This window comes from Bradyrhizobium sp. PMVTL-01 (assembly GCF_051861855.1).
GTDB lineage: Bacteria > Pseudomonadota > Alphaproteobacteria > Rhizobiales > Xanthobacteraceae > Bradyrhizobium.
In genome coordinates, this window is the sequence record NZ_CP193982.1 from 8,278,295 (window position 1) to 8,299,514 (window position 21,220).

Below are 21,220 nucleotides of genomic sequence, written 5' to 3' on the forward strand. Positions count from 1 at the left end.
CCAAGGCTTCACCGGAGGAGACTTCCATGACTCTCAAACTGCTCGCAACGTCTGCTGCACTGATCGGCATCACTGTCATCGGCGCCGTCATCCCCGGCATCTGCGACGAGGCCGCGCGTGCTACGCCGGTCACCGCCGCCGCCGCGAGCCAGCAGGCCGCACCCGACTTCACCGGCATCACGAACTGGTTCAACTCGAAGCCGCTGAGCCTTTCCGAGCTGCGCGGCAAGGTCGTGCTGGTCGACTTCTGGACCTATGGCTGCGTCAACTGCGTCAACACGCTGCCCCACGTCACCGACCTCTACGCAAAATACAAGAACAAGGGCCTCGTCGTGGTCGGCGTGCACACGCCGGAATTCCCGTTCGAGCGCTCGGCCGCCAACGTGCAGGCCGCGCTGAAGCGCCACGGCATCACCTATCCGGTGGCGCAGGACAATGATTCCAGGACCTGGAACGCCTACAGCAACCAGTATTGGCCGGCGCAATACATCATCGACCAGAGCGGCAGGATCGTGTTCCAGCACGCCGGCGAAGGCCGCTACGACGAGATCGACCGCACGGTGGCCAGGCTGCTCAACGCCAGCAGTTGATCCCGCGCGGAGATCGTGCGGCTGATTTCGCCTGACGCCCTTGTTGCTTGACTCCGCAGACCCGTCCGTGGAGTTTCGCGCCATCGGAACCAGCCGCCCGCAATGGACGACGCGAACACCAGCACCGACATCCGCCTTCGTGAAGGCTCCTCGATCGCGCAGCGGCTGGTCGTGTCCGGCTTCGCGGCCGCTGTCGCGCTGTGCTTCACCCCGGGCCTGTTCACGCACGACGCCCTGGAGATCGTCATCGCGGTGGTGGCGCTGCTGGTCGGAGCCGGGTTCGTCGTCGGCATCATGATGGCCCCGGCGGTGGTGTGGATCATCACGCCCGATGAGATCCTGATCGGGCATCAACGGCCATTCGGGAAACTGCAGACGCGGCTCGTCGGGAAGGACGAGATCAGCAGATTGCAGGTTCCCGGCAGCAGGCGGGTGAAGGCCCGCTTTCAACTCGTCTTCACGCTGGTCTCGGGAGAGCGCCTGACGTCGCCGCCGATCTCAGACGTCACGCATGTTCACGACACCGTGGCGCGGATCGCCGCGCAGTTCGATGTCCCCAACGTCGAGGCCCCCAGCAATCCGCTCGATGCCAGCAATCCCGAGATGCATCTCGGCGAGCCGCTCGAGGCGTTTTCCGCGCGCGATATCCGCATCGTCGCATTGATCGCCGTCGCGTTGTCCGCCGTGCCCTACGCCTACAAGCTCTGGCGCGGATGGCCGCCCAGCCATGTCGATATCCTGCTGCTGCCGCTCGGCGCTCTCGCCGCGTTCGCGGTCTACAGATACGCCAACCTGGCGACCGGCGCGTTCTGGGTCATCCGGCAGGGCGATATCCGCGTCGAAAGATTGTGGGGCGACGGCACGCCGCGCACGGACAGCATCAGGGGAGACGAGGTCAAGACGATCACCGTCGAGCGCCGCGGCCGGTCGGAGGACGAGCATTGCATCGTGGTGATCCGGCTCCATTCAGGACGAAGGTTTCGCAGCCCCCGCATCGGCTCACGGCTCGAGGCCGGTGCGGTGGGAGCTGAAATCGTGCGGCGGCTCGGGATCGCGCCGGAGAGCAACAAGATCTAGCTCCTGAGTCAGACTCTGAGGAGCGCGCCCTTGCGCGCGTATCGAAGGATGGGGCGCGCGCTCAGGCCGCCGTCAAGAAATCCCACGCGATCCCTTCCCGCAGCCGGGGAGAGGGAGCCCACTACCACCGCGGTACCATTCTGGGCTTTTCGCGCCATACCCTGTTTGTGGCGTTGCCCAGACCTCGTAAAAAACCGAAGCATTCTCGTGACATACCAGCCGCGCGCGCCATCAACTTGCCATGAACATGCCCCTGAGATTTGATGGTTCCGAATGATTTGCGCTGTGGCAGCGGGGAGAGCTTGAAATGACGGATTATCGTCGCCTGACCGGGGCGTTCATCACGGCCCTCAGCCTGGTTCTGACCACCTCATACGGCTCCGCCCAGCAGCCGGACCGCGGCGACGAGCCGGGCCTGATCGCCGACGAATCCTACCAGCTCGATCCGGAATGGCAGAAGCAGGTCGTGTACTTCCGCACCACGGAAGCACCGGGCACCATCATCGTCTCGACTGCCGAACGGCACCTCTATCTGGTACAGCCCGGCGGGCGCGCGATCCGCTATGGCATCGGCGTCGGCCGCGACGGCTTCCAGTGGCAGGGGCTGGTGACCATCACCAACAAGAAGGAATGGCCGGACTGGACGCCGCCGGCGGAGATGATCCAGCGCCAGCCCTACCTGCCGCGCTTCATGGCCGGCGGCCCCGGCAATCCGCTGGGCGCCCGCGCCATGTATCTGGGCACCACCGTCTATCGCATCCACGGCACCAACCGTCCTGACACGATCGGCACCAAGGTGTCCTCGGGCTGCTTCCGTCTCGTCAACAACGACGTCGCCGATCTCTACGATCGCGTCCCTGTCGGCACCAAGGTCGTGATCCGGCAGAAGCCCGAGCTCTAAGGGCTATGGTTCGAGCATGATCGCACCGATCATGCTCCGCCCCCTCCTGCCATTTCCTTTTCCCGATTTTTTCGAGAGAGAGACATCATGCGCACTTTTCGAGGCGGCCTGCTGATCGGGCTCGCGGTCGCCGTGCTGGTCGGCGTGCTCGCCGTCATCTACGAGTTCTACGACACCCGCACCCTGAAGCGCACCGTTCGCCGCGGCGAGGTGCTGTGCGGCGTCAACAAGGGCCTGCCGGGCTTCTCGATCCCCGACGACAAGGGCAACTGGACCGGCTTCGACGTCGATTTCTGCCGCGCGGTGGCGGCGGCGATCTTCAACGACCCGAACAAGGCGAAGTTCGTTCCGCTCGACGCCAGCGAGCGCTTCAAGGAATTGCAGAGCCGCAAGGTCGACATCCTCTCGCGCAACTCGACCTGGAGCATGGCGCGCGAGCTCGACTACGATCTTTATTTCCCGGCGGTTGCCTATTACGACGGCGCAGGCTTCATGCTGCCGCGGTCGCGCAACAAGGAGACCTCGCTGGACCTGACCGGCAGCAACGTCTGCGTGCAGGCCGGCACCACCACGGCGCTCAACGTCTCCGACTACTTCCGTGCCAACAACATGAAGTATGAAGAGGTGAAGTTCGACAAGCTGGATGACGTGGTGAAGGCCTACGACACCGGCAAGTGCGACACGCTCTCCGCCGACGTCTCGCAGCTCTATGCGCTGAGGCTGAACCTGTCGAAGCCCGGCGACCACATGATCCTGCCGGACATGATCTCCAAGGAGCCGCTCGCCCCCGTGGTGCGCCAGCGCGACGACGACTGGATGATGATCGTGAAGTGGACGCTCTATGCGATGATCAACGCGGAAGAGCTCGGCGTCTCCTCGGAGAACATCGACGAGGCCCTGAAGTCGAAGAAGCCAGAAGTGATGCGCCTCGTCGGCACCGAAGGCAATTACGGCGAGCAGCTCGGCCTCACCAAGGACTGGGTCGTCCGCATCATCCGCCATGTCGGCAATTACGGCGAGATGTACGAGCGCAACATCGGCGAGAAGTCCAAGCTGAAGATTCCGCGCGGCATGAACCAGCTGTGGAACGCCGGTGGCGTGCAGTACGCGCCGCCGATGCGGTAACAGGTCCCTCCGCCGTCATTGCGAGCGAAGCAAAGCAATCCAGAATCTTTCCACGGCGACGGTCTGGATTGCTTCGTCGCAGGCGCTCCTCGCAATGACGAGCTCGGGGCAGGCGCTTTCCACGCCCTCAACTGTCATCGCCCGGCTCGATCGGGCGATCCAGTACGCCGCGGCCTCTCCTTAAGATCACTGCTGCCTCTGGATTCGGTCGCCCGGCTTGACCGGGCGAGGACACCGATATTGAGGCGCGCGCCGCCTGCCGCGCCTCAATACCCCCGCGCCCTTGCCAGTTGCTCGGTGTGGTAGTTCGCATCGCCGAACAATTCCTCGCAGACCCGCGCGCGCTTCATGAAGAAGCCGATGTCGAACTGGTCGGTCATGCCCATGCCGCCATGCATCTGCACGCCCTCCTGCACCGCGCGCGTGGCGGTGGTGCCGGCACGCGCTTTTGCGACCGCGACGGCTGAGGCGGCCCTGGCAACGTCGGCATCCAGCGCCTGCAGCGCCTTCATGGTGGCGGCGCGGGTGATCTCGATGTCGACATAGAGCTGGGCGGCGCGGTGCTGCAGCGCCTGGAATTCGCCGATCAGCTTGCCAAACTGCTTTCTGCTCTTGAGATACTCGACGGTGCGGCCGAAGACCTCCTCGCTGAGCCCGACCATCTCGGCGGCGACCGCGCCGCGGCCGATGTCGAGCACGCCGTCGAGCAGCGTGGCGCCCTGATCGACCTCGCCGAGCACGCTGTCGGCGGTGACCTCGACATTGGCCAATTCGATCCGCGCCGCGTTGTGTGCATCGACCATGATGGTGCGCTCGACGGCAACGCCCTTGGCCTTGGGGTTGACCAGGAACAACGTCAAGCCGTCGCGCTCGCCGGCCGAGCCTGCGGTGCGCGCGGCGACGATGAAGAGGTCAGCGACATGGCCGTCGACGACCAGTGCCTTGGCGCCGGAGAGTTTGAAACCGTTGCCGGCGCGCACGGCCTGCAGGCCGGTTTGCAGCGGGCGATGCTTGGCGCCCTCGTCGACCGCGAGTGTCGCGAGCAGCGAGCCGCTCGCAATCTTCGGCAGATATTCCGACTTCTGCGCGGCGTTGCCGCCGCGGTTCAGCGCGGAGGCCGCGACCACGCTGGTGGCGAGGAAGGGGGACGGCATCAAGGTGCGGCCGATCTCCTCCATGATGACACCGACTTCAATGAAACCAAGGCCGCTGCCGCCGAACTCTTCCGGCACGAGCAGGCCGGCGAAGCCCATCTCGGCGAAGGATTGCCACAGCTCCTTGGAGAAGCCGGTGGGATCCCTGGAATCGCGCAAGTGACGCAGATGCGACACCGGCGCCTTGTCGCTGATCAGCCCGCGCGCGCTGTCGCGGAGCATCGATTGTTCTTCGGTGAGGACGAGGGCCATGTGCGTGTTTCCGATTCGAAATCTATTTGTCGCCGTCATTTTGGGAGGGGCCGCCGGCGCAGGCCCGGAATGACGGGTGGCGAGAGCGTGGCTCACGCCCCCGGCAAATCCAGGATGCGCTTGGCGACGATGCCGAGCATGACTTCGGACGTGCCGCCCTCGATCGAGTTGGCCTTGGTGCGCAGCCAGGCGCGCGGGCGGGCGCCCTGCTTCGAGCGCTCGCTCTCCCATTCCAGCGCATCGACGCCGCCGGCCGACATCAGGATCTCGTAGCGGCGCTTGTTGAGCTCGGTGCCGTAATATTTCATCGCCGAGGAGAACGCCGGATGTGCCTGCCCGGCCTTGGCGAGATCGACCGCGCGCTCGGCGCTGGCGGCAAGGGCGGCCTCATCGACCTCGAAACTCGCGATCTGGCCGCGCAGCATGGCATCATCGAGCCGCCCCAGCGCATCGGTGCCGACCGAGTCGGCCGCGATCTGGCCGAGCGGACGGCCGACGCCGCGCTCGCCCATGCCTGAGATCATCGCGCGCTCGTGCTGGAGCAGATATTTCGCGACGTCCCAGCCGCGGTTGATCTGCCCGACCACATGCGACTTCGGCACGCGGACGCCATCGAAGAAGGTCTCGCAGAACGGCGAATAGCCGGAGATCAGCAGGATCGGCTTGGTCGAGACACCCTTCGAGGTCATGTCGAACAGGATGAAGCTGATGCCGTCGTGCTTCTTGGCGGTGGGATCGGTGCGGACGAGACAGAAGATCCAGTCGGCGTAATTGGCGTAGGACGTCCAGATCTTCGATCCCGTGATGATGAAATCATCGCCGTCGCTTTCGGCGCGGGTCTGCAGCGAGGCGAGATCGGAGCCCGCGTTCGGCTCGGAATAGCCCTGGCACCAGCGAATCTCGCCCGCGGCGATTTTTGGGAGATGCTCCCTTTTCTGCGCCTCGTTGCCATACTTGAGCAAAGCCGGCCCGAGCATCCATATGCCGAAGCTCGACAGCGGCGGCCGCGCCCCGATCCGCGCCATCTCGGCGCGCAGCACCTTGTGCTCGGCAGCGCTCAAGCCCCCGCCGCCATACTCCTTCGGCCAGTCGGGCACGGTCCAGCCCTTGTCGCGCATGCGCTCGAACCAGATGCGCTGCGGCTCGGACGAGAATTTTGCATTGCGTCCGCCCCAGAACACGTCGGCGTCGGATGTTGCGGGCTTGCGCATCTCCGGCGGGCAGTTCGCTTCCAGCCAGGCGCGCGTCTCGGCGCGGAATTGTTCGAGATCGGCGGTCTCAGTGTCGCTGGTTTTCGGGTCAGTCATTGGTCGTTTCCATCGCTCAAAATCGGCTTGTTGGCGGCGACTCTGGGCCAAGCTCCTGCGGAATTCAACCACTTCCGGCGAGCCGCATTCGGCTATAGTCCCTGCTCACGACGGTGCTTGAAAACAAAGAGGAAACGACAATGCGCCTGAAACTTCTTTCGCCCGGCGAAATGAACGAGAGCCAGCGGCAGACTTATGACGAGTCGATTGCCGGCAAGCGCGGCAGACCGCCGGCCCCGATGATGGCCTGGCTGGGCAGCCCGGAGATGGCGCGCCACGCCACGCGGCTCGGCGAAGTGCTGCGCTTCGACACGATCTTCCCGGCAAAGCTCTCGGAGATCGCGATCCTGGTGACGGCGCGGCACTGGACCGCACATTACGAATGGTATGCGCATAAGCGCCTCGCGCTCGCCGGCGGCATGAAGCCGGAGATCATCGACGCAATCCGCGATCGCCGCACGCCCGAGTTCGACGATCCCAAGGGCAAGATGATCTACGACGTCGCGAAGTCGCTGCACGAGGGACACGGCGTCGCGAAGGGGCTCTATGAGGAGGCTGTGAAGCTGCTGAGCGAACGCGGCGTGGTCGAAGTGATCGGGTTGTGCGGCTATTACACGCTGGTGTCGATGACGCTGAACACATTTGAATTCGGGTTGCCCGAGGGCGAGGTGTCGGAGCTCAGCTAGAGCGGATGAAGTTGCGTACGACCGGACCGCATCTTGCGATGCGATCCGACCTCTGCCCTGCGCGGACACCCGACACCATCAATTCATCCCAATTGGTTTCCCATCCGGAAACGATGGGTTTCGGGATCGGCCCATGGCGCGGTGCCGGAGCCGGCCTTATGTGGATGGCTTGAACGGAGCATCCCCATGTCGCAGAACCCAGCCGTCGCCGCCGCCACCCGAATCGGCCACGTCCATCTCAAGGTCGCCGATCTCGATCGCGCGCTCGGCTTCTATTGCGGGGTGCTCGGCTTCGAGCTGATGCAGAGGATGGGCTCGGGCGCGGCGTTCATCTCGGCCGGCGGCTATCATCACCACATCGGGCTCAACACCTGGGAGAGCAAGGGCGGCTCGCCGCCGCCGCCGGGAACGACGGGCCTCTTCCACACCGCGATCCTCTATCCGACGCGCCCCGCGCTGGCGGATGCGCTGCACCGGGTGCTCACGGCGGGCATTGCGCTGGACGGCGCGAGCGACCACGGCGTCAGCGAGGCGCTGTACTTGCGCGATCCCGACGAGAACGGCGTGGAGCTGTATTGGGACAAGCCGCGGGAGCAGTGGCCGTTCGGGCCCGACGGCAAGCTCGCGATGTTCACCAAGCGGCTGGATGTGGAGGCGTTGCTGAGGCAACGCGAGGATTAAACTTCGCCCTCTCCCCGTCATTGCGAGCGCAGCGACTTGTCCGCCGAAGCCTCGGCGAAGGCGCAAGCAATGCAGAATCTTGCCGCGGAAACAGTCTGGATTGCTTCGTCGCAAGGGCTCCCCGCAATGACGGAGTGTGTTGAGACCGCCGTCGCCCCTCTATGAAAGCTTCGCCCGCGGCTTTCCCCGCACCATGATCAGCGCCGCGGCGACCACCTCCAGCGCGATGCAGAGATAGAACGGCAGCACGTAGCCGCCCGACCAATCACGCAAGGCCCCGACGACACCGGGGCCGAACGCGTAGGTCACCTGGTTGATCGCGGTGTTGAGGCTGATCAGCACACCGAACGAGGCGCTGTCGAACTCCTGCTGCACGATCAGCGACGGCAGCGTGATCAGGTTGCCGACCGAGAAGCCGAACACCGCGCAGCCCGCGATCAGCACATGGTCGTTGTGCAGGTTGATGACGACGAGGAGCGCGGCGGCCTGGCTCAGGAACGAGATGGCCGAAGCCAGCCGCTGGTCGAGGCGGTCGATCACCAGCGAGAACAGCACCCGGCCGACCACCGCCATCGCGGTCAGCACCGCGACGGCAACCGCGGCGCGCTCGCGGCCGATCACGGGATCGAGGAACGAGATCAGGTGCACGACGAAGCCGACCTGCGCGAACAGCACCAGCGAGAATGCGATCGTCACCGTGAGGAAGCCGACGTCGCGCAGCGCCCAGGCGCGGATCTGCGTCGACGATTGCGGCTTCTCCTTCGCCGCCGTCCAGCCGTGAAGATCGGGCGGGCGGCCGACGAGAAGCAGGATTACCGGCGCGAGCAGCACCAGCATGGCGCCGGCGGCGGCATACATCGCGCTGGCAAAGCCGATATGGCCGATCAGCGTCACCAGCAGCGGCACGCCGACGATGCCGCCGAAGCTCGCCCCGTTGAGCGCGAGACTGATCGCCATGCCGCGCTTGTGGTCGAACCACAGGCTGATCGTGTTGGTGATCATGGCAAGACTGGTGCCGGCCCAGCCGAAGGCGAGCACGGCGTCGGCGAGATAGAGCTGCCAGGGCTCGCGCACCGCGCCGATCGCGACCGCGGCGGCCGCCATCGCCAGCGCGCCGGCGATCAGGCTGAGCCGCGGGCCATATTTTCGCACGGCTTCGCCGACGAAGACGACGAGCAAGGCGCCGAACAAATAGAAGAAGGTCGTGCCCGACGAGATCAGCGAGGCCGACCAGCCGCGGGCGCGCTGGAGCTCGGCGACATAGACGCTCTGGCCGTAGAAGCCGAGCCCCCAGCCGAAGGTCGCGAGCAGGAAGCAGACGGCGACGATGCGCCAGCCTTCGTAGCGCAGCGAAGATTCGTCGATGGAAACCGTATGGCGGGGGTTGTCGAGCATTTGCGCTTCTCCGTGAGGTTCTCCCGCAAGCGCCCGGCTTTCGCGCTCACCCGTTCATGACGAGCATCATGTAACAACGCGGCTTCCGAAAATCACTTCGACGGCGATCGAAGTGTCGACACTGCTGACAGTCTCATGCCAGTTCAAACCGCGTCGGGGAACTCGCCGATGGCCGCCTCCGGCCGCGCCTTGCGCCTCGCCCAGGAGACCAGCGAGAGCACGGCAAGGCCGAGCATAACAGGCGGGAACACCACCATGTTCACCGCGGACCAGCCATAGTTCGCGAGCAATTGGCCGGAGGAGAACGAACCGATCGCCATCATGCCGAACACCAGGAAATCGTTGAAGGCCTGCACCTTGTTGCGCTCCTGCGGTCGGTGCGTCTCCAGCACCAGCGCGGAGGCACCGATGAAGGAGAAATTCCAGCCGATGCCGAGCACGATCAGCGTGGCCCAGAAATGCATCGCGGTGAGGCCGGAGAGGCCGATGCCGGCGGCGCCCGCTTCCAGCAGCAATCCGGCAGCCACGATCTTCGGCGCGCCGAAGCGGGCGATCAGCGCGCCGGTGAAGAAGCTCGGCCCGTACATGGCGACGATGTGCCATTGAATGCCGAAATTGGAATCGGACACGGACAGGCCGCACATCTTCATGGCGAGCGGCGCCGAGGTCATCACCAGATTCATCAGGGGATAGGCAATGACACCGCACAGCGCGGCCGCGATGAAGCGCGGCTGGGTCACGATCATGAGCAGCGGTCGCCCGCCGTGCAGATCGGCCGGCGCAGGCCTCGGCATATCGATGCCGGCGACGATGCCCATCGCGATCAGCGCGACGGCGGCCTGCACCAGGAAGCTGAAGGCGAACAGATAGGGCTGCCAGACATCCATGGTCCATTGCACGAGCTGCGGACCGAGTACCCCGGCGAACACGCCGCCCGCCATCACCCATGACACCGCCTTGGGGCGGTACGCGGCGCTGGCGCCGTCGGCGGCTGCGAAACGATAGGATTGCGCCACCGCGCCGTAGAGGCCGCCGAGGAAGGTCGCCAGACAAAACAGCGCGAACGAGCCGTGCAGGATCGCGAACGAGCCGAGCAGACCGGTGAGCGTTCCGAGACCCGTGCCGGTGATGAAGGCGGCGCGGCGGCCGAAGCGGCGCGAGATCGCGCCGGTCGGCAGCGTGCCGGCGGCGAGGCCCACCACATACATCGAGATCGGCACGGTCGCGAACCACATGTCGGGTGCGAGCGTGGCGCCGACGATCGCGCCGGTGGCGAAAATGACCGCCGAGTTGGCGCCGGTCAGCGCCTGCGCGGCGGCAAGGCGCACCACATTGGCACGCACGCGGGCGTCGGCGGCAATCTCATTGGCAGTCGTCACGTCCAGCATCGGCATGTCCGCCCAAAGGGCTGTGTTGATTCGCGGCACTATGGAGGGGTGAGGGAGAGCGGGCAACCGGCGCAAACGGGCGCGGGCCATGCCCCTGACGCAATCGGTGGGATGATAGCGGCGCGCGCCCTTGACGGCTTGCGCTCGATCAAATCCTATCCGCCGCAGATGACCGGAGCTTCGTTCATGCGCGTCGACGACAGGCCCACGCTTCAAGCCCCCGACGACGATCCCTGGCTGTGGCTGGAAGACATCGAAGGCAGGCAGGCGCTCGATTTCGTCGAGCGGCAAAATCAGCTGACGCTGAGCGCGTTCGGCGGGACTGCCTATGAGCGCGACCGCGATATCCTCGCCGCGATCTACGACCGTCCGGACAACATTCCCTATGTGCGGCGCCGCGGCGGCTGGCTCTACAATCTCTGGAAGGACGCCGACCATCCACGCGGCCTGTGGCGGCGCACCACGCTTCCAGAATTTCGCAAGCCCGAGCCGTCCTGGGAGATTCTGCTCGACATCGACGAACTCGCTGCAACGGAAGGCAAGGACTGGCTTTTCAGCGGGACGTCCTCGCGGCCCGGAAGCGCGCGCGTCATGCTGGGTCTGTCGCGCGGCGGCAGCGATGCCGTGACGTTGCGTGAGTTCGATACCGATACCAGGAGTTTCGTGGCGGACGGCTTCTTGCTGCCGGAAGCCAAGAGCAGCGCCGATTGGGTCGATGACGACACGCTGCTGCTGTCGAGCGCGCTAGGCGAGGGCATGGCGACGGCATCGGGCTACGCAAGGACCGTGCGGCTATGGCGAAGAGGGAGCAGCGTCGACCAGGCGCCGGTGATCTTCGAGACGACCGCCGACCATATGCGCGTGTACAGCTACGTCGACGACACCGTGCCGGCACAACGCATCTGGTTCATCGACCAATCCGACTTCTTCAATTTCCGCACCTCGATTGGCACCACAGCCGGCGCCACGACGAAGCTCGACCTGCCCAGCAACATCTGGATGCAGACCCACGGCGATTGGCTGTCAGTCAAGCCACGCGCGACCTGGTCGGTCGCGGGACACACCTATGAAGCCGACGCGATGCTCGGCATTTCACTATCGGCATTTCTTGCCGGCAGCCGCGAATTCACGGTCCTGTTCGAGCCCGAACCACGGCGGGCCGTGCAGGGCTTCTTCTGGACCGGAGGCAAGCTCGTCCTCTCCATCCTCGACGAATTGCAGCCCGTGTTCGAGGTGTGCACGCCCTCAGCTTCGGGTTGGAGCAGGCAGAGAGTGGAGGGACTCCCAGGCATCGGGGTGGTCGACGTCTGGAGCCTCGATCATCATGAATCCGAGAGCAACGGCGACATGCTCGCCAACGTGCAGGATCCGCTCACGCCGCCCTCGCTGATGCTGATCGAACGGGATGTCGCGAGTCCGGCCGTTCTGAAGCAGGCGCCGCGGACGTTCGCCGCCGACGCTCTCGTGGTGACGCAGCACGAGGCAATCTCCATCGACGGCGAGCGCATTCCCTATGTCCAGACCGGCCCTGCGGGCGAGACCGGCGATGCGCCGGTCTATATGAGCGCCTATGGCGGCTTCGGAGCTTCGGTGAAGCCGTATTACAACGCTTCGCTCGGCAAGCTGTGGCTGGAGCGGGGCGGCACCACCGTGCAGGCAAATTTGCGCGGCGGCGGCGAGTTCGGCACGCGCTGGCACGATGCCGGGCGCCTTGCCGGCAAGAAACTCTCGCACGACGATTTCGCCGCCGTTGCCGCCGATCTCGTCCGCCGCGGCGTGACGAGCGCGAAGCGCATCGCGGCGCAGGGCGGCTCGAACGGCGGCATCCTCATCACCAACATGCTGGTGCGCTACCCCGAACGTTTCGGCGCATTGTTCTGCACCATCCCGCTGATCGACATGCGTCGCTATACCAAGCTGCTCGCGGGCGCGAGCTGGATCGCGGAATATGGCGACCCCGATAAGCCCGAGGAATGGGAGTGGCTGAAGACCTACTCCGCCTATCACAACGTGAAAACCGGCCAGGCCTATCCACCGATCCTGATCGCTACGACGCGGCGCGATGACCGCGTTCATCCTGGCCATGCCCGCAAGATGGCGGCAAAGCTCCAGGCGATGGGCTATGAGGCCTGGTTCTACGAGCCGGCCGCAGGCGGCCACGGCTACGGCAAGGACAACAAGGAGCGCGCCGGCTTCGAGGTGCTCGGCTATCGGTTCCTGAAGGACAAAATCGGGTGGCGGGATAGCGAATGCTGACGCTTTGCGACAGCCAAACTCGCGGCCATCCTTCGAGACGCCCGCTTTAGGCGGGCTCCTCAGGATGAGGACGGAATGCGTGGCGGCAGTTTCAACAGCCACGGCGCTGCTTAGCCTCATCCTGAGGAGACCGCTGGAAGCGGTCGTCTCGAAGGACGAGGCCTGCGGTCAGGCGTCGCCAAATGTCATATGCGATGACCCTCCCCCGCAGGCAAGGGAGGGAGCGCACCGCCGTCGTGGCGTGCACCCGGACTTAAATCGGCAACGCCTCAGCTTCGCGCGAACACCAGCGTCAGATTGTTCGCGGGCATCTCGACCGTATCGACGAGGCAAAGGCCTGCCGCGTTCGCGAGCTTCTTGACATCGACGATGTCGCGGACGCCCCAGTCGGGATTGCCTTCGCGCAACGACGTGTCGAACACGGCATTGCTGAGCGCGGTGTGCTTGCCGTCGCGCTTGAACGGGCCATAGAGGAACAGCTTGCCGTCGGCGCGCAGATAACGGCCGGCGCCGGCGAACAGGCCTTCGGCCACGGTCCAGGGCGCGATGTGGATGACGTTGGCGCAGAACACGGCGGCAAGGCTGGTCGGCCCCTGCCCGCTCTTCATCTCCGGGCACCAGTCGGGATCGGTGAGATCGATCCGCAGCGGCGAGCGGATGTTTGGCAGGCCCGAATGGACGCGCCAGGCCTCGATGCTCTTCACATGCCGCTGGTTGAGATCGCTCGGCCACCAGATCAGGCCGGGCGTATGCCGGGCGAAATGGACCACGTGCTGGCCGGTTCCGCTGCCGACCTCGATCACGTTGCCGGTCAGCCCAGCCAGGTGCTTCTCCAGCGCCGCCCAGATCGGCTCGTGATTGCGATGGAAGGCCGGCGCATCGAGCCGGCCGTCAGGCTCGACCCGTCCGCCGTCCCTGCCAAATTCGACGACATATTCAGCCAAGTGAGGTCCCCTTGAAAAACCGAGAACGCGATGAAAACAGGATGAGCGCCCCAACGTCCTGGAACAGCCGGCCCGCACCCACTACCCTTAACGCCTGGCCAAATCGGCCGCACAAACGATCTCTTCAGTTGCAATGCGGAAGATATTAACTCCAATTTGCCGCGTGCATAGTCTTGATTGTCAGGGGCACCCCTTTGTGCTTTGGAACGCTCCTATTTCCGCGATCGAGATCATCGCCATAACGCCTCGGAATGACACCTTGACCGCCCTTGTCCGGACGCCTGTCCTGTTCATCCTGCTGGCCATCGCCGCCGGTTTCGCGAGCCCGGCACGGGCACAATCCGCCGTGACCGAGGGCCAGAAGCTCGCCTTCGACCGCGGCAAGGGCAATTGCCTGACCTGCCACGTCATCAAAGGCGGCGACCTGCCGGGAACGATCGGGCCGGAATTGAAGGACATCAAGTCGAAATACCCTGATCGCAACGAGCTGGCGGCGATCATCTTCGACGAGACCAAGCGCAATCCCCAGACCATGATGCCGCCGTTCGGCCGGAACCGGATTTTGACCGAACAGGAGATCAGCGCGATCGTTGATTTCCTGCAGACCCTGTAACGGCAGCGGCCCAGGAGACCCGAGATGACCACGACCACCGGCCCTCATCCGACGCGCCGCCTGATCCTTCAGGGTACGGCCTCCGTCGTGCTGCTCGGCCTCGGCAATCTGCCGTTCGCAGCCGCGCCTGCGCACGCGGCAGCCAACGACAAATATCCGGACGAGGCGTTCAAGCAAAAGAACGAGGCGGACGCGATCAAGGCGCTCTACGGCAAGACGGCCGAGCCCTCGGACAAGGTCAAGCTCGACGCGCCCGAGATTGCCGAGAATGGCGGCGTGGTGCCGATCTCGGTGACGACGACGCTCGACAAGGTGACCTCGATCTCGTTCTTCGTGGCCGAGAACCCGGTCGCGCTCGCAGCAAGCTACAGGATTCCGGACGGCACGCTGCCGGGTGTCGCCAACCGGCTGAAAATGGCCAAAACCACCAACGTGACCGCGATCGTGGAAGCCGACGGCAAGCTCTACAGCGCGACCAAAGAGGTCAAGGTCACCGTCGGCGGTTGCGGCGGTTAAGCGAGGCAGATCGACATGGCATCCAGCATTCGCGTGCGCGCAACATCAAACGGCGACATCACCGAGGTGCAGGCGCTGATCCAGCACCCCATGGACACCGGGCTCGTGAAGGATTCCAAGGGCGAAGTGATCCCCGCGCACTTCATCCAGCGGCTGACGTTCGAATGTAACGGCAAGGACGTGTTCGTCGCCGATTGGGGCACCGCGGTCTCCAAGGACCCCTACGTCAAGTTCAGCTTCAAGGGGGCCAAGAAGGGCGACGAGCTCAAGATCTCCTGGACCGACAACAAGGGTGGCTCGGATACGACCACCGCGAAGATCGCGTGATGAAGGCCCGCATCCCCCTCCTGCTTGGCTCGCTCAGCGCCGCGCTGGTCGCACTGGCGCTGAACTCTCCACGCGTCGTCGCGGCCGACAGGGTCGATCCTGTCGCTGATGCCAAGGCATTCCAGAACTTCTTCTTCCAGAAGTTTCCCGACGTGAAGCACGAGGATTTCGTCAACGGTCCTTATTCCATGAACGAAGACATGAAGCGGCAGTGGCAGGAGAAGGAGGAATTCCCGCCTTACGAGTTCGCGCTCGATGCCGGCAAGGAGATGTTTTCGACCCCGTTCAGGAACGGCAAGACCTATGCCGACTGCTTCCCGAACGGCGGCATCGGCATCCGCCAGAACTATCCCTATTTCGACGAGAAGGAAGGCAAGGTCGTCACGCTCGAGCTCGCGCTCAACCGCTGCCGCGAGGCCAATGGCGAAGCGCCCTATTCCTACGTCAAGGACGAGATGGCCTCGCTGACCGCCTACATGGCGTACACCTCGCGCGGCAAGCTGATGGACATCAAGATTCCCGATGATCCTCGCGCGCTCGCGGCGTTCGAGAACGGCAAGCGCTATTTCTACACGCGGCGCGGCCAGATGAATTTCTCCTGCGCGAGCTGCCATGTGCAGAGCCCGGGCGAGCGCATCCGCGCCGAGATCCTGGCGCCGGCGCTCGGCATTTTGAACGCGATGCCGATCTACCGCTCCGAATGGAGCGGCATGGGCACGATCAGCCGGCGCTTCGTCACCTGCAACAGCCAGACCCGCGCGGTTCCGCTGGAGCCGCAGGCGGATGAATATCGCGACGTCGAATATTTCCTCTCCTACGTCGCCAACGGCCTGCCGATCTCGGGACCGGGAGCGCGGCCATGAAGCTGTCACTTCCCCTCGCCATGCTGCTCGCCTTTAGCCTTGCGCCATCCGCGCGCGCGGCAAACGAGGCGGACTACAAGGCGGCCTATGCCGCTGCCGAGGCCGCCTCCAAGGAGGCAGCCGGCATGCGCAACCAGTGGACCGTGACCGTATCTGCGCTGGCAGCCGCCAAGAAGGCGGCCGACGGCGGCGATTTCGACCAAGCGCTGGCCGCAGCCAGGGAAGCCGAAGCGCTGGCGAAGGCGTCGATCTTCCAGGCGACGTCCGAAAAAGAAGCCTGGAAGGCGATGGAAATCCGCTAGACTGGGCCTGCTGGAACTGTCGGACCGTCGTTGAAGGGGCGCGGAGAATTCGAGATTCGAGATGGCCATCCGCCGCCGCGATTTCCTCAAGACTGCAGGCCTTGCCGCCGTATCGCTCAGCCTGCCCCGGCTCGCGAGCGGCACTGAGACCGCGAGCATTTACGAGCTCGAACGGTTCGGCAATGCGCGGATCCTGCACATCACCGACGCGCATGCGCAGCTCAATCCGGTCTATTTCCGCGAGCCGAGCGTCAATATCGGCATCGGCGACATGGCGGGACGGCCGCCGCATCTGGTCGGGCGCGCCTTCCTCGAGCGATTTGGAATCCGCCCCGACAGCGCGGATGCCTATGCCTTCACCTGCTTCGAGTTCGAGAGGTCCGCGGGCCGCTTCGGCAAGCTCGGCGGCTTCGCCCATCTGAAGACGCTGGTCGATCGGCTGCGCGGAGAGGTCGGCGAGAAGGATTCCGTGCTCGTCGACGGCGGTGACCTCTGGCAGGGGACCGGCCTTGCCAACGTCATGCAGGGCCGCGACATGGTCGAGGTCGCCAATCTGCTCGGCATCGAGGCGATGACCGGGCATTGGGAATTCACCTATGGCGAGCAGGTGCTGCGCGACAATCTCGAACGCTTCAATGGCGAGTTTCTGGCACAGAACGTCTTCCTGACCGAGGAAGCCGCGTTCAACGACGCCCGCGCCTTCGATCCCCCGACCGGGCGCGTGTTCAAGCCTTCTTTCATCAAGGAGCTGGGCGGTCATCGCGTTGCGATCGTCGGGCAGGCATTCCCTTACGTTCCGATCGCGCATCCCAGGCGCTTCACGCCGGACTGGACCTTCGGCATCCGCGAGGAAGAGCTGCAGAAGCATGTCGATGCCTTGCGCGGCACCGACAAGGTCGATGCGGTGATCCTGCTGTCGCACAACGGCATGGACGTCGACCTCAAGCTCGCCAGCCGCGTCAGCGGCATCGACGTCATCCTCGGCGGCCACACCCATGATGCCGTGCCGCAGCCTGTGCCAGTGAAGAACGCGGGCGGGACCACGCTCGTCACCAATGCCGGGTCCAACGGGAAATTCCTGGGCGTGATCGATCTCGCGCTCGACAAGGGCAAGGTCAGCGACGTCAGGTATCGCCTGTTGCCGGTCTATTCGGAGCTCCTGAAGCCCGATCCGGCGATGGCCGAGCTGATCGGCCGGGTCCGCGCGCCGCATGTCGCCGACTGGTCGGAGAAGATCGCGACCCCCGACCGCCTGCTCTATCGCCGCGGCAATTTTACCGGCCCCATGGACGAACTGATCTGCACCGCGCTGCGCACCGAGCTCGATGCCGAGATCGCGCTGTCGCCTGGCTTCCGCTGGGGCGTCACCGCGCTGTCGGGCCAGGCGTTGACCATGGAGGACCTGCTCGCGGAAACCGCGATCACCTATCCCGAGACCTATGTGCAGGAGATGACGGGCGCGGAGATCAAGACCGTGCTGGAGGATGTCTGCGACAATCTCTTCAACGGCGATCCCTATTACCAGCAGGGCGGCGACATGGTGCGCGCCGGCGGGCTCAGTTACACCTGCACGCCGACGGATGCCATCGGCAGCCGCATCTCGGAGCTGAAGCTCGATGGCGGCAAGGCCATCAACGCCAGCCACCGCTACAAGGTCGCGGGCTGGGCCTCGGTCAACGGCCGGCAGGGCGCTCCGGTGTGGGAGGTCGTCGGCAAATATCTGCGCTCGGGCCGCATGCTTCAGGAGCGGCTCGGCACCGGCATCGCGCTGAAGGGCGTCGAGGGCAATCCGGGCAATTCGGGATAGGAATGATGCGGTTGCGGGTGTTTCGCGCGATGTTGCTGCCGCTGCTCGCTTGAGCGGCGATGCTGCCGGCACGGGCACAGCAGGTGCCGCTCCAGGACAAGCCGTTCGCCCAGCACGAGATCGTGCTCCAGCTCTCCGACGTCGGTGAATACTGGAGCCCGGTCAAGCCGGGCGATGACAGTGGTGGGTGCGCTGCCGCACGCGCAATAAAAATCTTCCAAATATTACTGTCACCACAGTGAATTGCTTCTCTTTCTGGCCCTAAACGTATTAGAATCTTGGACATCAGTTCCAAGCCGGGTCCTGCCATGATCTTCCGCCAGCTCTTCGACAGCGTTTCGGGCACCTACAGCTACATCCTCGCCAGCCGCCCCGGCGGCGAGGCGCTGATCCTCGATCCCGTGCTGGAGAAGGTCGACCGCTATTGCCAATTGCTGCGCGAGCTCGACCTCAAGCTGGTGAAAGCGGTCGACACCCATCTGCATGCCGACCACGTCACCGGGCTCGGCGAACTGCGCGACCGCACCCATTGCATGACCGTGATGGGCGACCAGACCAAGGCCGACGTGGTGGCGATGCGGGTCGCCGACGGCGACAAGGTGACGATCGAGGGCCTGTCGCTCGACGTGATGTACACGCCGGGCCATACCGACGATTCCTATTCCTATCTGATGGGCGACCGCGTCTTCACCGGCGATACGCTGCTGATCCGCGGCACCGGCCGCACCGATTTCCAGAACGGCTCGTCGCGCGCGCAATACGATTCGATCTTCAATCGCCTGCTCAAGCTGCCTGACGAGACGATGGTGTTTCCGGCGCACGACTACAAGGGCGACACCGTCTCCACCATCGGAGAGGAGAGGCGCTACAACCCGCGCCTGCAGGTGCGCTCGGTCGACGAATATATCGAGCTGATGGCGAACCTGAAGCTGCCGAACCCGAAGATGATGGACGTGGCGGTCCCTGCCAACATGCGGGTCGGACTGCATCAGGAAGAGCTGGAGAAGGAAGGCCGCGCACTCGGTGCGAGCGAGGCGATCCGCTCGCTTCACCGACCCGATATCCTGCTGGTCGATCTGCGCGAGACCAACGAACGGATGAAGCACGGCATGCTCGAAGGCGCGCTGCACACGCCCTATCCGTCGGTCGAGGAGAGCCTGAAGCCCGGCGGCATGCTGCGTGAAGTGGCCGCTGCAACGGGCCGTCGCGTGGTGTTCTTCTGCGCCTTCGGCGAGCGCTCGGCGATGGCGGTTGCAGCCGCCAAGGAAGCGGGCCTGCTCAACACCGCCCATATCGCCGGCGGCATCGATGCCTGGAAGAAGGCGGGCGGGCCGATCGTGCACTGACGGCCTCGTCGCGTCCCTTGAGATAAGTCAGGAACCGCACATATTGTGCGGGTAGATTCGGATGCAGCATCACCATCCGGGACCAGCCATGGCCAAGACCGCCAACAAGACTGCCGGGAATACGACCGTCAAGCCGAGCGGGCCACCCAAGACGACCGACGACGAGCCCAAGAAACCGCTGCCGCCTCGCGACACGGACGACGACGATTACGAGGACGGCGACATCGCGACGCCGAAGCGCGATCGGTATGGCCCGGATGACGAGCCGTTGTGAGCGGCTCGGCTCTGGCTACGCTTTCAACCGTCGTCCTGGCAAGGCATCACACCCGCGATCACCGTGACGCCCCTCACGCCCCCGCCCGCACTACCTGCCATGCGCCGGCGTTCATGGACAAATAACGGCCCTCCCCGATAGTTTGCCCGTCCATCGGGAGTGAAACGGAACTGCAATGGTCGACGTTCTCGCCGCACCGCAGCAAGGCAAGGCGGATAGTGCGCTGCGCACGCTGACGGGGATCTCGATCGCGCATTGGGTCAGCCATTTCCATCTGCTGGTCCTGCCGATGCTATTCCCGTTCCTGAAGGACAAGCTTGGCGTCGGCTATGTCGAGCTCGGCTTCTCGCTGACCACGCTTGCCGTCGTCTCGGGCCTGACACAGGCGCCGACCGGCTATCTCGTCGACCATTTTGGCGCGCGCAAGATCCTGCTGATCGGGCTGACGCTCGGCGGCTGCGCGCTGATCCTGCTCGGGCTGCAGCTCAGCTACGCCGCGCTGATCGCCTGCGCCGTGCTGCTCGGGCTCGCCAACAGCGTCTATCACCCCGCCGATTACGCGATCCTGGCCGAGCACATGGACGAGGCGCGGATGGGCCGCGCCTTCTCGGTCCACACGTTTGCGGGCTTTCTCGGCGGCGCGGTGGCGCCGGCGATCGTCGCAGCGCTCGTCACGATGTCAGGCGGCACCGGCGCGTTGATCGCATCGGGGGCGATCGCCGTGCTGGTGGCGTTGCTGCTGATCGGCATGAACATTCCCGATGCCGGCGCGCACAAGAAGAAACCGGGCGCGGAGAACGCGCCGAAGCAGGCCGTGATCACGCCGGCGCTGATGATGCTGACCGTGCTGTTCATGCTGCTCAGCCTGTCGGTTGCCGGCATCAACAATTTCGGCGTCGTCGCGCTGATGAGCGGCTATGGCGCCTCCTATTCCGCGGCCAATGTGATGCTGACCGCATTCCTCGGCTGCAGCGCCGCGGGCGTGCTCGCCGGGGGCTTCCTTGCCGACCGCACCGAACGCCACGGCTATGTCGCCGCGGCCTGTTTTGCCGTGAACGCAGCACTCGTGCTGCTGATCGCGCTCGTCGCGCTGCCCGGCTGGGCGCTCACTGCCGCGATGGCGACGGCAGGCTTCCTCTCCGGCGTGATCGCGCCGTCGCGGGACATGCTGGTGCGCAACGCCGCCCCTGCGGGTGCAGCGGGGCGCGCCTTCGGCATCGTCTCGACCGGCTTCAATCTCGGCGGCATCGTCTCACCGCTGCTGTTCGGCTGGATCATGGACCAGAGCGCGCCGCACTGGGTGTTCGGGGCGTCCGTGATCTTCATGCTGGCGACGGTGGTGCTGTCGCCGTTCACGGAACGGAAGCCGGCCAGGGCTGAGGCGTAGGAGAAATTCAGGCGTCGTCCCGGGCTAGT

22 protein-coding genes are annotated in these 21,220 nt (G+C 64.8%); 17 read left to right on the forward strand and 5 right to left on the reverse strand.

Annotation, left to right across the window (positions count from 1 at the left end; all coding sequences use genetic code 11):
- The first annotated feature begins 26 nt into the window (after window positions 1–26).
- The 4 genes from ACRQ5Q_RS39900 (at window position 27) to ACRQ5Q_RS39915 (ending at window position 3,693) form a co-directional block, all read left to right on the forward strand.
- Window positions 27–590, forward strand: coding sequence for a thioredoxin family protein (locus ACRQ5Q_RS39900; RefSeq protein WP_439395259.1), 564 nt, complete (start codon window positions 27–29; stop codon window positions 588–590).
- A gap of 102 nt (window positions 591–692) precedes the next feature.
- A complete protein-coding gene (locus ACRQ5Q_RS39905) occupies window positions 693–1,667 on the forward strand; it encodes a hypothetical protein (RefSeq protein ID WP_439395261.1) in 975 nt (324 codons plus the stop codon).
- Window positions 1,668–1,974: 307 nt separating this feature from the next.
- Window positions 1,975–2,568, forward strand: coding sequence for a L,D-transpeptidase (locus tag ACRQ5Q_RS39910; RefSeq protein ID WP_439371824.1), 594 nt, complete (start codon window positions 1,975–1,977; stop codon window positions 2,566–2,568).
- An 87-nt stretch (window positions 2,569–2,655) separates the two neighbouring features.
- Window positions 2,656–3,693 (forward strand): amino acid ABC transporter substrate-binding protein, encoded by a 1,038-nt coding sequence (locus tag ACRQ5Q_RS39915; protein ID WP_439371825.1) that lies wholly within the window; start codon window positions 2,656–2,658, stop codon window positions 3,691–3,693.
- Between the two features lie 266 nt (window positions 3,694–3,959).
- Here the strand turns inward: ACRQ5Q_RS39915 and ACRQ5Q_RS39920 are convergent, their stop codons facing one another.
- Together ACRQ5Q_RS39920 and ACRQ5Q_RS39925 are read right to left on the reverse strand one after the other, a co-directional pair.
- The gene (locus ACRQ5Q_RS39920; RefSeq protein WP_439371827.1) at window positions 3,960–5,099 is read right to left on the reverse strand and encodes an acyl-CoA dehydrogenase family protein; all 1,140 of its coding nucleotides are present in this window, start codon (window positions 5,097–5,099) and stop codon (window positions 3,960–3,962) included.
- Between the two features lie 92 nt (window positions 5,100–5,191).
- Complete coding sequence (locus tag ACRQ5Q_RS39925) at window positions 5,192–6,406, reverse strand: acyl-CoA dehydrogenase family protein (protein ID WP_439371829.1); 1,215 nt, start codon at window positions 6,404–6,406, stop codon at window positions 5,192–5,194.
- A gap of 140 nt (window positions 6,407–6,546) precedes the next feature.
- Between ACRQ5Q_RS39925 and ACRQ5Q_RS39930 the strand changes: the two genes are divergently transcribed.
- On the forward strand, window positions 6,547–7,092 hold the full coding sequence (locus ACRQ5Q_RS39930; RefSeq protein WP_439395263.1) for a carboxymuconolactone decarboxylase family protein: 546 nt from the start codon (window positions 6,547–6,549) through the stop codon (window positions 7,090–7,092).
- A gap of 186 nt (window positions 7,093–7,278) precedes the next feature.
- Complete coding sequence (locus tag ACRQ5Q_RS39935) at window positions 7,279–7,773, forward strand: VOC family protein (RefSeq protein ID WP_439371832.1); 495 nt, start codon at window positions 7,279–7,281, stop codon at window positions 7,771–7,773.
- Window positions 7,774–7,932: 159 nt separating this feature from the next.
- Here the strand turns inward: ACRQ5Q_RS39935 and ACRQ5Q_RS39940 are convergent, their stop codons facing one another.
- Together ACRQ5Q_RS39940 and ACRQ5Q_RS39945 are read right to left on the reverse strand one after the other, a co-directional pair.
- Entirely contained in the window at window positions 7,933–9,168 is a 1,236-nt protein-coding gene (locus tag ACRQ5Q_RS39940; RefSeq protein ID WP_439395265.1) for an MFS transporter, read from the reverse strand.
- Window positions 9,169–9,311: 143 nt separating this feature from the next.
- On the reverse strand, window positions 9,312–10,556 hold the full coding sequence (locus ACRQ5Q_RS39945) for an MFS transporter (RefSeq protein WP_439395267.1): 1,245 nt from the start codon (window positions 10,554–10,556) through the stop codon (window positions 9,312–9,314).
- Between the two features lie 186 nt (window positions 10,557–10,742).
- On the opposite strand from ACRQ5Q_RS39945, the gene ACRQ5Q_RS39950 reads away from it, so the two are divergent.
- Complete coding sequence (locus ACRQ5Q_RS39950) at window positions 10,743–12,812, forward strand: prolyl oligopeptidase family serine peptidase (protein WP_439395268.1); 2,070 nt, start codon at window positions 10,743–10,745, stop codon at window positions 12,810–12,812.
- A 269-nt stretch (window positions 12,813–13,081) separates the two neighbouring features.
- Here the strand turns inward: ACRQ5Q_RS39950 and ACRQ5Q_RS39955 are convergent, their stop codons facing one another.
- Window positions 13,082–13,756 (reverse strand): DUF938 domain-containing protein, encoded by a 675-nt coding sequence (locus ACRQ5Q_RS39955; RefSeq protein ID WP_439395270.1) that lies wholly within the window; start codon window positions 13,754–13,756, stop codon window positions 13,082–13,084.
- A gap of 259 nt (window positions 13,757–14,015) precedes the next feature.
- Here ACRQ5Q_RS39955 and soxX point away from each other — a divergent pair, with 259 nt between their 5' ends.
- The 10 genes from soxX to ACRQ5Q_RS40005 all read left to right on the forward strand — a co-directional run bounded on the left by soxX (window position 14,016) and on the right by ACRQ5Q_RS40005 (window position 21,191).
- Window positions 14,016–14,369 (forward strand): sulfur oxidation c-type cytochrome SoxX, encoded by a 354-nt coding sequence (soxX, locus tag ACRQ5Q_RS39960; RefSeq protein WP_439371840.1) that lies wholly within the window; start codon window positions 14,016–14,018, stop codon window positions 14,367–14,369.
- 24 nt (window positions 14,370–14,393) lie between these two features.
- On the forward strand, window positions 14,394–14,885 hold the full coding sequence (soxY, locus tag ACRQ5Q_RS39965) for a thiosulfate oxidation carrier protein SoxY (protein ID WP_439371841.1): 492 nt from the start codon (window positions 14,394–14,396) through the stop codon (window positions 14,883–14,885).
- Between the two features lie 15 nt (window positions 14,886–14,900).
- Complete coding sequence (gene soxZ / locus ACRQ5Q_RS39970) at window positions 14,901–15,212, forward strand: thiosulfate oxidation carrier complex protein SoxZ (RefSeq protein ID WP_439371843.1); 312 nt, start codon at window positions 14,901–14,903, stop codon at window positions 15,210–15,212.
- Complete coding sequence (gene soxA, locus ACRQ5Q_RS39975) at window positions 15,212–16,075, forward strand: sulfur oxidation c-type cytochrome SoxA (protein ID WP_439395272.1); 864 nt, start codon at window positions 15,212–15,214, stop codon at window positions 16,073–16,075. Before soxZ ends, soxA begins: the two co-directional genes overlap by 1 nt.
- Window positions 16,072–16,377: a hypothetical protein gene (locus ACRQ5Q_RS39980; RefSeq protein WP_439371846.1), complete on the forward strand. Its 306-nt coding sequence runs from the start codon at window positions 16,072–16,074 to the stop codon at window positions 16,375–16,377. The genes soxA and ACRQ5Q_RS39980 overlap by 4 nt, the downstream gene beginning before the upstream one ends.
- Before the next feature lie 61 nt (window positions 16,378–16,438).
- Window positions 16,439–18,184, forward strand: a complete 1,746-nt coding sequence (soxB, locus tag ACRQ5Q_RS39985; RefSeq protein ID WP_439395274.1) for a thiosulfohydrolase SoxB — start codon at window positions 16,439–16,441, stop codon at window positions 18,182–18,184.
- Between the two features lie 59 nt (window positions 18,185–18,243).
- Window positions 18,244–18,426: a hypothetical protein gene (locus ACRQ5Q_RS39990; protein ID WP_439395276.1), complete on the forward strand. Its 183-nt coding sequence runs from the start codon at window positions 18,244–18,246 to the stop codon at window positions 18,424–18,426.
- A 66-nt stretch (window positions 18,427–18,492) separates the two neighbouring features.
- Complete coding sequence (locus ACRQ5Q_RS39995; RefSeq protein WP_439375760.1) at window positions 18,493–19,530, forward strand: MBL fold metallo-hydrolase; 1,038 nt, start codon at window positions 18,493–18,495, stop codon at window positions 19,528–19,530.
- 88 nt (window positions 19,531–19,618) lie between these two features.
- Window positions 19,619–19,804, forward strand: coding sequence for a hypothetical protein (locus tag ACRQ5Q_RS40000; RefSeq protein WP_439371849.1), 186 nt, complete (start codon window positions 19,619–19,621; stop codon window positions 19,802–19,804).
- 175 nt (window positions 19,805–19,979) lie between these two features.
- The gene (locus ACRQ5Q_RS40005) at window positions 19,980–21,191 is read left to right on the forward strand and encodes an MFS transporter (RefSeq protein ID WP_439371851.1); all 1,212 of its coding nucleotides are present in this window, start codon (window positions 19,980–19,982) and stop codon (window positions 21,189–21,191) included.
- Window positions 21,192–21,220 lie beyond the last annotated feature (29 nt).